Raw genomic sequence first — 11648 nt, 5'->3', positions numbered from 1 at the left:
ACCCACCGCTTTTTCCCTTGTACCCACGTATTGCTTTAACAGTTGTTATCGCGGGGGGGGCCCCCCCCCCTGCCCCGCCCTACCGCGGCCCACGGCGACCGGCGTGGGCGGACGGGCGGCTCACGCAGCGCGGGCGCCCGAAGTCGGGCCGGCCGGGCCGCGGTGTCAGCGCGTGCCCGCCGTGGCGGCGAAGGGCCCATCCAGGGCAGCCCATTGCAGGAGCAGGATGGTTTTGCCGTCGGTGATGCGTCCGTCGCGGATCATGGCCAGGGCTTCGGTGAAGGGCAGTTCGAGCACGTGGATGTCCTCGCCCTCCTCCTCGAGTCCGCCGCCGTTTCCGGTTCGGTCGGCCGGAGTGTAGGGGGCGGTGTAGAAGTGCAGGCGCTCGGTGACGGAGCCCGGGCTCATGTAGGCGTCGAGGACGTGGGTGAGCGGGCCGAGCGTCACACCGAGTTCCTCGGCGGCCTCGCGCCGGATGGCGGCGAGCGGCTCGTCGCCGTCGAGCAGCCCGGCCGCCGCCTCGATGAGCATGCCGTCCGGATGGTCGTTGACGTAGGCCGGGTAGCGGAACTGACGGGTGAGCAGCACGCGGCCGCGTTCGGCGTCGTAGGGCAGGACGACGGCGCCGTTGCCCCGGTCGTACGTCTCGCGCTGCTGGGTGACCCAGCGTCCGTCGCGGCGCCGGTAGTCGAAGGTGGTGCGGCGCAGGACGTGCCAGCCCTGGGAGGTGAGCTCCACGTCGCGGACCACGACGTCGGGATTGCGGTCCAGGTCCCGGCCGGCGTGGTCGAGGCCGGTGCGGCCGCGGTGGTCGGGCACGTCGATGCCGGGGCGGGTGGTCACGCGGTCTCCTGCGGGGTGCGGCGGGGGATCTCGTTCACGTCGTGGTAGACGGGCAGGCCGCGGAGGCGGGCGGTGGCGACGTCCTGATCGGCTCCGGTGGAGTCGCCGGGGAGCCGGAGTACGGCGTCGCAGTGGGCGAGCAGGCGCTCGGCGGTCGGGTAGAGCACCTGGTCGGCGAGCGGGTCGGTGGGGCCCGCCCCCGCGGAGCGCAGGACGGGCAGGGCGACCCACTCGCCGATCATCGGGATGTGGCCGGCGGCGAACACCGGCCAGGCCGCGGCTTCGAGCCGGGCGAGGTTGGCGGCCATGGCCTGAGGGTCGCCGTCGGTGCCGGAGCGGTAGGGGCCGGCGATCAGGATGAGCATGGGCTTGGTGTCGGTCATGGCGCGCTACGATACATGCAGAAACGTGCAAGAACAGGAGGAAGTACGGATGCTGGCTGCCGAGAGACGTGACCATTTGCTGGGCCTGCTCGCCCGCAAAGGTAAGATCGTCGCCAAGGACGTCGCCGCTGACCTGGGCATTTCCGAGGACAGCGTGCGCCGCGACCTGCGCGACCTGGCTGCCGAAGGACTGTGCCAGCGGGTCTACGGCGGGGCCTTGCCCGTCTCCCCGGCCATCGCGGACTACGCCGCCCGGCAGACGGTCACCCCCGACGGCAAACGGCAGGTCGCCGCGGTGGCCGCCGCGCTTGTCGGGCCCGGCAGCGCCCTGATCCTGGACGGCGGCACCACCGCCCTGGCCGTCGCCAAGGCCCTCCCGCCGGCCCTGGCCTGCACCGTGATCACCCACAGCCCGACGATCGCGGTCGCACTGCTCGACCATCCCCAGGCCGAGGTATTCCTGCTCGGCGGCCGCCTGTTCAAGCACTCGGCGGTCACCTGTGGCGCGGCCGCGGTCGAGGCCGCCCAGAACGTCTCGGCCGACCTGTGCCTGCTCGGCGTCACCGGCGTCCACCCACAAGCCGGGCTGACCACCGGCGACGCCGAGGAGGCCGCGATGAAGCGCGCGTTGGCCGCGCGGGCCGCGGACACCTACGTCCTCGCCTCATCGGAGAAGATCGGCACCGCCTCCCGGTTCCGCGTCCTGCCCTGGGAGGACATCAGCGGACTGATCACCGACGCCGACCCCGGCCACCCGGTCCTCGGTCAACTCACCGCGCACGGCGTGCAGATCCTGGCGGCCGGCTGACAGCTACTGTGCGAACGCGCGAACACACGAACACGCGATCGCAAGAGATCGAAACACCAGCCTCTCACTGCGGTTCAGCCATCCACAGGAATGGGCAATCGCTCCACCGGCTGGGGCGGCCCGGTCTGCGGGCAGCGTGCAGTGCCAGCCCGGGCGCCGGGTCGGCGGTGCTTAAAGATCTGCCAGGCCTCGGCGAGGCCGGCGTCGTCGGAGCTGAGCGAGGCCGCCCGGGCGATGGCGCGGCCGGTCGGGGTGGCGAGGTACCAGGCCAGCGCGCGGGCGAAGGAGGCCAGGTCGGTGCGGACGGATCCGGTGTCGGCAACGGGGATGCCCGCGTGGCTTCCGGCGAGCATGGCGTCCAGCACGACCCGGTGCCGTTGCCCGGTGCTTGCGGCAGCAAGAGCCGGTAGATTCCGTCCGACAGCGCCAGGGACCGGTGGCCCGGCGGTAGGTCGACGTGGAAGGGCGCTATGGAATTCTTGCGTGAGGACGGTCACCGGCTGCTGCTGGGTTCCGTCGGGCTCCTCGCCGCATCGGTCTCCGTCGCGCTCGCGGTGCGGACCTACAGTCGGTGGCTGTTCGTCCGCAAAACGTTCGACGAAGGGCTACCAGCCGAGGGCAGGGTGCTGGACGCCTACGTGCTACCGGGAGACCAGGGCCGGGCGGGCCTCCAACACGCCATCGTCGGCTTCCGTGCGGCCGACGGGCGCGAGTACCGGCTCGACATCGACACCGACCGGCGACGGCCACTGGGCGCGCAGATGCGGCTGCGCTATCTCCCGTCGAGCCCGGAACGAGCAGTCCTCGTCGAAGCGGGCCGGGGCACCGTGCGCACGGTGCTGACCCTCCTGTCCCTGGTGGGCCTCGGGGTGGTCGGCGTCTTCCTCACGGTGCTGAGCCTGCCCTGACGGCGAGCCAGATCTTGCCTCGCAAGCACGCCAACCTCGCTGATCTTGCTCTGGACACCCCCCAGTGGAGTCAGAACTGATCTACCACTGGAGTCGGTTGTCACTGAGGCAGCCACGCGGGGCAACCCTCCTCGCACGAGGCGTCAGGCGGCTGCCGCCGATCCGATCTCCTCCCGCTCTCGGCGCCGGAAAGCACCCCGCTGTCTACCCCCTCGGTTCTCCTGGAGGCAGTCGGCGCGGCAAGGCCGGACGCTGTCCGTGGCGGGCTCCGGAAGCGTTCTGGATTCCCGGCGGGCAGCTGGTCTGGCCGTCGGGCGGATCAGATCGCCGGCCCGCTCCCGGAGTGCGGCTTGCAGCCGGTCGCGGGCCTCGGCCTGGGCGGCGATTCCTTCGTCGAGGACCGTCAGCCGTTCCAACCACCCCGCGAGGCAGGACCGACCGCGTCGCGGCGTCGGCACGAGAAGCGAGCCGGACCAGCGCTCCGGTTCCGGGGCCGTGGACCGTAGGGGAGTGCGTACCCTGCCCGGGTCAGCCATCGGCCGGGCCGCCGGTCAGGAGCAGCTCCGCCAAGGCCGTACGCGCGTGGTGCACCGAACGGCCCGTGCGGGTGGTGGTGAGGAGACCGGCGGCCCGCAACGCCGAGGCATGGGCGGAGGCCGTGGCGTCGCTGACGCCGATACGACGCGCCAGTCCCGTGGTGGCTTCGTCCAGGGAGCGCAGCAGCGCGAGCCGGGCGCGCCCGAGGACTCCTGCGAGGGGCTCGTCCGGCGGGCCGCCCCTGCCCGGACCGGCCGGTAGCCCCCCGGCCCGCCGGGTAGGCGAGCACCGCCGGGCGGTCCGGCAGGTCCTGGACGAGCGGTCCGCGACGCCAGTGGAACGTCGGAAGCAGGATCAATCCGCGCCCGCCGAGCCGGAACTCTCGCACGCCCGCGGCACCCATGGCACCCGGGACACCAGGCAGGGGCCATTCCCAGACTCCGTCGCGGCCGGGGCGCGACCGGATCCGCGCGACCGCGCTGCGCCCCGAGCACGACGCGGCGTACCTTCCGCACCATGATCGACACTCGGGTCGCCGACCTCCGCTTCGTCCTCGACGCCCTCGGCCTGGACCGGGTCGGGGTCTACGGGCACTCCGCGGGCGGCACCGCGGTCGCGCAGGCACTCCACGAGGATCGGCGGATTGCCGCCGCCGTCACCCTTGAGGGGTATCTCGACCAGATGGAGGGCGAACTCCTTCCCGTGACCCGGCAGGGGACGGACCGGCCCGTGCTCCTGGTCGGCAGCGACGACTCTCGCGACGACAGGCTGGAGCGGTCCTGGGCAGCCCTCCTCGCCCACGCGGGCCCGACGGCAGCTCGACGGCACCGCGCACTGGGTCTTCACCGACTACGCGGCCCTCGTCCCCCAGCTCCACGCGGTCGGCCTGATGACCGGTGCCGGACGCGCCGCCATGGTCGGTCGGGCGGACCCGCGCGACACCGTGCCCGCCGTTCGCGACCTCGTACGGTCGTTCTTCGCCCGTCACCTGCCGGTGTGACTGCTTCCCCTCTCACCGGGGGTTCGTCGACAGCCCCGGACTCCCCGGACCGAGGGACCTGCGAGGGGCGAAGCGGACTTGGAGTCTCCGCCGAGCTCCGCCGTCCGGGCCGACGACACCGGGCTGGTGGAGAGGCTCCTGGCGGAGGGCATCGCCCCGACGCGCGCGACGCCCGGGGCATGCGCTCCGCCTGGTGATCGGGACGGGACCCGCTCGGGGGCCACCGCCCAGCTGCTGCGGGGAAGCTCAACTGCCTGCCTGCCTGCCTGCCTGCCCGGCCGGCCGTGCGGAACGGCGTGTCACCCCGAACTCGGCCGCCGGTGGTGATTGCCTGGACCGTGTGACCGACTGCAAGCGTTTGCCAGTCATCATGTTCGTCCTCCTCTTCCTCTTCCTCGGGTTCGCAGGTTCCGGCCCGGCCCGCGCGGAGGACAAACTCACACTCACCGGCCCCGAGAAGACGGTGCAGGTGGAACTGGACAGGGATGACCAGGGCCGAATGGCCGGCACCGTCCGGTTCGTCGTGGCTACCAGCACCAACCTCGAAGCCCCCCTCGACGTGCGGGCCTTCCTGGACACCACGGGTGAGCCAACCGACTCCCCTTGCACGGATCCGACCGCGGCCACGGCCAGCGTCACCGAGGGCCCGGTCGCCCTGACCGTCGACGAACCCGCCCCCACGACCGTGAGGCTGACGCTGGACCGGCAGTGTGCCGGCCGCCAGGGCACGCTCGTGGTGTCCACCGGTGACAGGGACGCGGTGAAGGCCGTCTCCTCGGCCACCCTGCGGTTCGCCCCGGTCCGGGGAGTGGAGCGCGATCCCGAGTACGAGAACGCGCTGGGTCTGGCCTTCACCCTGGCCCTGATCGCCCTCGTCCTCATGATCCTGCCCCGCGACTTCCTGTACGCGGAGGTCGAGCCCGGTTGGCCGAGCGCGCGTCTGCCCATCGAGGTCCCCTGGTCCCCGAAGGACAGCTGGGTCACCAACATCTCCACTCTGGGAGCGCTCCTGGGTGTTGTGCTGGCCGCGACGGGTGTGCTGCAGAAATGGCTACCAGGTATCTCGGTCAGCCACTTCCTGACCCTGAACCTGCTGTTCGGCGGACTCCTCCTGTTCGCGCCGGTGGTCTACTCCGCCTCCTGCACCTACGCGCTCCACGGGGGGACGGACGGCCCGAGGCTCAAGGCGACCGGCCACGGATGGGGGCTGGTGGCCTCGGCGTTCATCACCCTGTTCGGAGTCTTCGGTCAGCTGGCCACGATCGCCTCCATGACCATCGCCGCGCACGCGGACGTGGCCGTCAAATGGTGCCTCTGCATCTGCCTGGGGCTGGCTGCCCTGGCCGTCGGCCTGTACGCCGTGCTGTTCGTCCGCAGTACGCTCGCGGCGGCCAATGTGCAGCTGCCCGCCGCCCTCGGCCCGGTCGTCCGAGTCCGTAACGCCGCGCCGCCCACGTCGGGCGCGCTCTGACCCCCGACCCCTGACCCCCGACCCCTGACCCCCGACCCCTGACGCCCGCCGTCCGCTGCCGGTTCGGCGAGAGGGATTTTCGCCCGGCCCGGCAGCGAGCGCGTGCGCGGCGATCACCGGCGGGTCCGCCGGGTCGTGATCGCGGTGTGGACGAGCCATCCGGCTGCGGCACCGACCGTGTACCAGAACAGGTCGGGCGGGTTGAAGGTGGAACCGAGCACGAGGCGGGCGACGGTACTGCGCTGGGAGAGCTCCGCCGGGATCCCGCTGAGCTGCAGGAACTCGATCACCCAGCTGACGGTCAGCGCACCTGCGGCGGCTCTCAGGGGTGTCACCCGTGGCGCGGCGAGAACGACGAGAGCGAGAAGCAGGACGGTGTACAGCGCGTCTCCGCCGTACTTGGCCACGCTCCCCGCCGCCACGGCCCTGAGCGCCAGCCCGACGCCCACGATCGCCACCGCAGCACCTGCTGCCGCCAGACGGGTCCGTACCGGGTCGACGGCGGCACTGTCACAAGTTCCGGGTATGAGAGCCACGCGGTCATACTGCCGGACACCCGGTGCTCCTCGTCGGCCGCCCTGGTCCGGGCGGGAACCGGGATCGTTTCCACGGCCCGGAGGGGGCGGCATGTCGTTGACAGTTGCCGAACGGCGTGCGAAAAAGGGCGTCAGGGCGCGTTCGGCCGCTGTCGCCTCGTCTGAGGTGCGGCTCTTCTCGTGTGGTTTTCTGGTGCGGTCCTCTCGTGCGGTTCTTCTCGTGGCCGGGCGGCCGGTACGTGCTCGGGCCCGTGCCCCATGCCGGACCGCGTACATTCACTGTCGCCACACGTGAGACTGACGAACAGTGGGCGGCGCACACCACCGCATATGTGAACGGACAACTCTCCTTTGACCATGATTCCCGGATCCCGTGTGCCGGGGCGGACCTGGACGGTCCGTCTGACCGGTCACGGCGACCACACCGTCTCTGTCACCTGCAGCACCGAAGCGTGCCGCATGCCGCCCAGGTCCAAGGACACGGCGGCCATGCGACGGTTCGCGGCCGAGCACGCCCGCGCGCACGCCCGCCTCGCCACCGTCCGCCCCCACGCCGCGTGTGCCTGCCGGGCCGCCGAGTGCGGTTTCCACGAGGACACGAGGACCTCCTGCACGGGCGCTCCGCTGCTCGTCCTCATCCACAACCCGGCCATCGGCCAGGTCTGGACCCTCGCCGAGATCTGCCAGGCCTGCGCACCCCTGATCTCCCACACCGCAGTCCTCGGTCGCGCCCAGCGGCCGACGGCTCCCCATGCTTCCGCGGGATCGGCCCCCGCTTCGGCGGCTCCCGGTTCGGCGGCTCCCGCCTCACCGGTCCCGGCACGTGCGGCTGTGGCCGGCGGCTTCTCGTCTCCCGAGGCCGCTCCCGAAGCCGTCTCCCGCCGCCGTCCGTATCGCGGAGGCCCCCGGCGTACCCGCTGAGGGCTGCCACACGCCCCAGCCGCGCCAGGCCGGAAGAGCAGCACGCGGTGTCGTTCTGCCGGGCCGCCTCCGCTGTCCGACGGGCCACCCGCCCCCTCCATGAGGCCCGGCCGGGCCACCCACGAGACGGGCGGCCGCGGGGCAGGACCGCGAGGCGGGCGGGGGCTGGGGTCGGGTGGCGTACGGAGCGCGGAGTACGGGTGACGGCTCAGGCCTCCGCCGGTTCCTTGTCGTCCGTCGTGTCGGGGGCCGGGACCGCCGCGGGCGCCGGCTCGCTCACAGCGGGCTGGTGGGGCGCGGAGTACATGACCGAGCCCTGCTTGTGTTCCTTGTCGATGAGGTTCTTCCTGGCCAGTACTTCAAGGGTGTTGCGCACGACCTGGCCGGAGGCGGGCCGACCGGGGTGTGCCTGGGCCAGTTCGGCGGTGACCTCACTGACCATGCGGGGTTCAGCGGCGCTGACGAGGAGGGCCAGGACGAGCTCGCGCAGCGGGGGTTCCGCCGTCTTGTCCGCCTTCGTCCCAGTGGCCTTCTTCGCGGCGGCCTTCGTGCCGGTGGCCTTCTTCGCGGCGGCCGCGGTGGTCCCGGCCTTCGCGCCGGATGCGATGCCCGAAGTCTTCTTGGGCTGCTCCGGCTTCCGTTCTGCTGCGCGGCCGGTGGTCTTCTTCGCCTTCCGGGGCCGGGGAACGGCACTCTTCACCGGCGCTCCGGTGGTTGAGGCAACGGCCTCGGTGTCGTGTGCGGGGGACCGGCCGGGCTGCGGTGCCACCTGGCCGCCAGGGGCCGGCGCCTCGTCCGCGACCGGGGGCAGTGCACCCTGCATGCCGTGAAGCCAGCTCTCGTCGGCTTTCAGCTGCTGCAGGCGTACTTCGAGTTCCGTGATCTGCGCGGAGACCTGTTCCTGTTCCTTGCGGTTGATCTCGAGATCGGCGGCGAACCGCTGCGCGTACACGTTGTGGATGGGCGTGGTATCCGGGTCGTTGGCCACTTGCCGCTCACTCTCCTCATACCTCACGGTGTTGCTGCGGGATGTTACCCATCAACATCCGCCCGTAGTTCCCTCCTGGCAAGATCCGCCGAACTCCTCCGGCGCTGCGAACACCTGGTCCCGGCGCCGCCGCCGGCATCCGGGCTCCGTGGTGCAGCCGGTCGGGAACGCACCGAGGAGTTGAAACGGCTCCTGCTCTCGCTCGTCGAGCCGACGCGGCCGGAGACCGGCTGCATGGAATACCACTCCGTGCACAGCCCGCCCCTACCGGCCGGCGGGGTTCAGCGCAGCGGCGGGTGAGTGGCGAGCCAGTGACGCGCGATCTGCTCGCGCGTGGCGACCCACGCCCCGCCGCGCTGTGCCACGTGCCTCAACAAGCCGTCGAGGGCGCGGATGCGGCCGGGCCGGCCGATGATCCGGCAGTGCAGGCCGACGCTCATCATGCGCGGGTGGTCGGTGCCCTCGGCGTGGAGCGCGTCGAAGGTGTCGACGAGGTACGAGAGCATGTCGTCGGCGGTCGTGAAGCCGTGGACGATCAGGAACTTGAAGTCGTTCGCGTCAAGGCTGTACGGAAGCACGAGGTGCGGCCGGCCGGCCGCTTCCACGTAGAACGGCAGGTCGTCCGAGTAGTCGTCGGAGTCGTAGAGGAAGCCGCCTTCCTCGGCGACGAGGCGCCGCGTGCCGGGGCTCGTCCGACCGGTGTACCAGCCGACGGGCCGGCGTCCGACGAGCCGCTCGATCGTCGCGATCGAACGCCTGATGTCGGCGCGCTCGGCGTCCTCGGACACGTGGCGGTAGTCGATCCAGCGCCAGCCGTGGCTCGCCACCTCCCAGCCGGCGGCGGCCATCGCCCGCCCCGCGTCCGGGTTGCGCTCCAGAGCCTGTGCCACGGCGTGGACGGTGAGCGGCGCGCCGTGCGCCGCGAGCGTGCGATGGATACGCCAAAAGCCGGCCCGCGACCCGTAGGCGAACATGGATTCGACGTTCAGGTCGCGGCCGCCTGCCACGGGCGGCGCGCCGACGAGTTCGTGAAGGAAGCCCTCGGAGGTGGGGTCGCCCTCCAGGACGTTCTGCTCGCCGCCTTCCTCGTAGTTGAGGACGAGGCTGACGGCGACGCGGGCGCCGCCGGGCCAGGCGGCATGCGGCGGCTCGGCGCCGTAGCCGACGAGGTCGCGCTGGTGCTCGGACACGGGCGGCACCCTACCGTCGTACCCCGTCGCCGGGGCGGGGCCACGCCCTCCGGCCGGACTTCGGCGCCGACCGGCTGCGGGAGGCACGGCGGTCCACCCTTGTCCTCGCACACTCCGCCCGCCCCCCGGACCGTCCGTTCCTCAGTACATGTGGCCCACATGGGCGAGTGCCTGCTTCAGCAGCACCCCTTGTCCGCCGGGCATTTCGCTCTGCACGGCTGCGGAGGCCGCCTCCTGCGGACTGAACCAGACCAGGTCGAGCGCGTCCTGCCGGGGGCGGCAGTCGCCGGTCACGGGCACGATGTAGGCGAGGGACACGGCGTGCTGGCGCGGATCGTGGTACGAGGTGACGCCGACGGTGGGGAAGTACTCGGCGACGGTGAAAGGCTGGAGTGAGGGGGGAACGTGGGGTAGGGCGACCGGGCCGAGATCCTTTTCCAGATGCCGCAGCAGCGCGTCACGGATCCGCTCGTGATGCAGCACGCGACCGGATACCAGGGTGCGGCTGACCGTTCCGTCCGGGCCGATGCGCAGCAGCAGGCCGATGCTGATGACTTGGCCGCTCTCATCCACGCGTACGGGTACGGCCTCCACGTACAGGATCGGCATCCGGGCCCGGGCCGTTTCCAACTCGTCGGTGGACAGCCAGCCGGGTGTGGTCTCGGTCGTGTCAGACATTGCTGGATCATACTTTCCGGGCGAGGTGCTACGCAGGATCTGCGGGGTCTCGGTTTCGGGACGTGATCGCTAGGTCCTGTCGCAGAACGGCGGCTGCCCCGGCCGAGCGCGCTGTATTCCTGCGAGCGGTGATCCGGCTCAAGCGACGTCAGCGGTCGAGGACGGGCAGGTCGTCATCGCACAGGCCGGTCCGGCAGCACACCGGCCGCCAGTCGGCCGCGATCTCCCGAACCCTGCGAGGCCCCGGCACAGTTCCGGAAGATCGAGTCCTCGTCGGGCCGATTCCCGGTCCGTGCCCTCGCCTGCCACCAGGTGCTGAAGGAGGCCGAGGAACCACTCGCGAGCTGTTGGCGCGACATCGTCCGCAAGGGCCGCCAGAGCGACGGAAGTCACCGCAGGAGCCGGCTCCCACAGGACCACTGGAGACCAGACATGCCCTTCGGAGTCGGCATGTCCCGGCTCCTGTCGGTATCCCCTGCCCACAAGCAGCAGCATGTCCCGGGCAAGGTGCTCGGCGGAGCTGCCGCGACCGCATCGCATGCTCTTCCAGTCCCGCCGGGCGATTTCCCTTTCTACCGGTCGCATGGTTCCCACACCTCAGAAGGTGCCGCGATGCCCATCACGGGCGCCCCGGCCAACCGGGGCGAGAGGACTCCTCCGACAGGTGTACCGGGCGGGAACGGAGCGTCCCCGCCCGACGCCACCGCACTCAGTACAGCTTGTTCACCGCGGTCCGCAGGGTGTTCTTCCAAGCGGCCACGGGCGGCTCGCCCCAGTAGCTCGACCAGAGGACCAGCGTGACCGTGTCACCGTCGCGGCCCACACCCCACAGGTAGTTGAAGTCGGGGCGGTCATGGGCGTTGGCGTCGAAGGTGTGCATCCCGTGGAGGGTGGCCCCCTCCTCGACGTCCAACACGCCGTAGTCGTACCCGGTCGCGGTCACACCGGGTTCCTGCGGGCCGTTCGCGCAGTCGGCGTAGCCCTGCCGGGTGGTGTCCGCGAACGCGATGGCCTCGGCCTCCGTGGCGAAGACCACCACCTTCTGCTGGGCGAACGCGGTCTCCGCAGTGGTGAAATCCCGGTGCCAGACGTTCACTTCGGGCCGCTCCTCCGGCCAGCGTGCCAGGCAGTCGTACGCTTGGCCCCAGCCCCGCGAGACGGGGGCGGCACGCCACGACTCGGTTCTGGGCAGGTCGGAGATGTACAGGGTTCCCGGCCTCGGCCGCCATTGGTCGGCACCCGCGGCCGGCCCCGATGCCACGGCGACGGCCAGCAGCGCGGCCCCCACCACGACGCCTCCCCCTCGCATGCGTGTACGTACCCCCATGGTGTTCCCCTTCCCCCTGTGCGCTCGACCGGTGCCCCGTCCTGGTGGGGACGGAGCT

The 11648-nt window shown here is 71.5% G+C and carries 12 protein-coding genes and 1 pseudogene; 5 read left to right on the top strand and 8 right to left on the bottom strand.

The genetic code is table 11. The features are described 5' to 3' along the window. Nucleotides 1-165: 165 nt before the first annotated feature. Nucleotides 166-843: an NUDIX domain-containing protein gene (locus tag ACFCZ1_RS05010; RefSeq protein ID WP_376676956.1), complete on the bottom strand. Its 678-nt coding sequence runs from the start codon at nucleotides 841-843 to the stop codon at nucleotides 166-168. After that, entirely contained in the window at nucleotides 840-1226 is a 387-nt protein-coding gene (locus tag ACFCZ1_RS05005; RefSeq protein WP_376676955.1) for a DUF4406 domain-containing protein, read from the bottom strand. The genes ACFCZ1_RS05010 and ACFCZ1_RS05005 overlap by 4 nt, the downstream gene beginning before the upstream one ends. A gap of 49 nt (nucleotides 1227-1275) precedes the next feature. On the opposite strand from ACFCZ1_RS05005, the gene ACFCZ1_RS05000 reads away from it, so the two are divergent. After that, a complete protein-coding gene (locus ACFCZ1_RS05000) occupies nucleotides 1276-2034 on the top strand; it encodes a DeoR/GlpR family DNA-binding transcription regulator (protein WP_376676954.1) in 759 nt (252 codons plus the stop codon). 74 nt (nucleotides 2035-2108) lie between these two features. Here the strand turns inward: ACFCZ1_RS05000 and ACFCZ1_RS04995 are convergent, their stop codons facing one another. Next, nucleotides 2109-2387 carry a TetR/AcrR family transcriptional regulator C-terminal ligand-binding domain-containing protein gene (locus ACFCZ1_RS04995; protein ID WP_376676953.1) on the bottom strand — a complete coding sequence of 93 codons (279 nt, stop codon included), beginning with the start codon at nucleotides 2385-2387 and terminating at the stop codon, nucleotides 2109-2111. Nucleotides 2388-2504: 117 nt separating this feature from the next. Here ACFCZ1_RS04995 and ACFCZ1_RS04990 point away from each other — a divergent pair, with 117 nt between their 5' ends. The 3 genes and pseudogenes from ACFCZ1_RS04990 (at nucleotide 2505) to ACFCZ1_RS04980 (ending at nucleotide 5950) form a co-directional block, all read left to right on the top strand. Then, entirely contained in the window at nucleotides 2505-2942 is a 438-nt protein-coding gene (locus tag ACFCZ1_RS04990; RefSeq protein WP_376676952.1) for a DUF3592 domain-containing protein, read from the top strand. 894 nt (nucleotides 2943-3836) lie between these two features. Beyond that, nucleotides 3837-4130: pseudogene (locus ACFCZ1_RS04985) on the top strand (alpha/beta fold hydrolase); the annotation flags it as partial. Between the two features lie 689 nt (nucleotides 4131-4819). After that, a complete protein-coding gene (locus ACFCZ1_RS04980; RefSeq protein ID WP_376676951.1) occupies nucleotides 4820-5950 on the top strand; it encodes a hypothetical protein in 1131 nt (376 codons plus the stop codon). 113 nt (nucleotides 5951-6063) lie between these two features. On the opposite strand, the gene ACFCZ1_RS04975 is transcribed toward ACFCZ1_RS04980, so the two are convergent. Continuing rightward, complete coding sequence (locus tag ACFCZ1_RS04975; RefSeq protein ID WP_376676950.1) at nucleotides 6064-6486, bottom strand: DUF2809 domain-containing protein; 423 nt, start codon at nucleotides 6484-6486, stop codon at nucleotides 6064-6066. Between the two features lie 489 nt (nucleotides 6487-6975). Between ACFCZ1_RS04975 and ACFCZ1_RS04970 the strand changes: the two genes are divergently transcribed. Beyond that, nucleotides 6976-7407 carry a hypothetical protein gene (locus ACFCZ1_RS04970; protein WP_376676949.1) on the top strand — a complete coding sequence of 144 codons (432 nt, stop codon included), beginning with the start codon at nucleotides 6976-6978 and terminating at the stop codon, nucleotides 7405-7407. 208 nt (nucleotides 7408-7615) lie between these two features. On the opposite strand, the gene ACFCZ1_RS04965 is transcribed toward ACFCZ1_RS04970, so the two are convergent. The 4 genes from ACFCZ1_RS04965 to ACFCZ1_RS04950 all read right to left on the bottom strand — a co-directional run bounded on the left by ACFCZ1_RS04965 (nucleotide 7616) and on the right by ACFCZ1_RS04950 (nucleotide 11590). Then, on the bottom strand, nucleotides 7616-8395 hold the full coding sequence (locus ACFCZ1_RS04965) for a hypothetical protein (RefSeq protein ID WP_376676948.1): 780 nt from the start codon (nucleotides 8393-8395) through the stop codon (nucleotides 7616-7618). Between the two features lie 281 nt (nucleotides 8396-8676). After that, a complete protein-coding gene (puuE, locus tag ACFCZ1_RS04960; protein WP_376676947.1) occupies nucleotides 8677-9585 on the bottom strand; it encodes an allantoinase PuuE in 909 nt (302 codons plus the stop codon). Between the two features lie 141 nt (nucleotides 9586-9726). Then, the gene (locus ACFCZ1_RS04955; protein WP_376676946.1) at nucleotides 9727-10263 is read right to left on the bottom strand and encodes an NUDIX hydrolase family protein; all 537 of its coding nucleotides are present in this window, start codon (nucleotides 10261-10263) and stop codon (nucleotides 9727-9729) included. A gap of 709 nt (nucleotides 10264-10972) precedes the next feature. Beyond that, nucleotides 10973-11590 (bottom strand): hypothetical protein, encoded by a 618-nt coding sequence (locus ACFCZ1_RS04950; protein ID WP_376676945.1) that lies wholly within the window; start codon nucleotides 11588-11590, stop codon nucleotides 10973-10975. Between the last annotated feature and the right edge of the window lie 58 nt (nucleotides 11591-11648).

Source organism: Streptomyces sp. NPDC056224, assembly GCF_042267665.1.
Lineage (GTDB): Bacteria > Actinomycetota > Actinomycetes > Streptomycetales > Streptomycetaceae > Streptomyces.
Note: the sequence above shows the minus strand (reverse complement) of the source record. Positions and strands in the feature narration are given on the sequence as shown.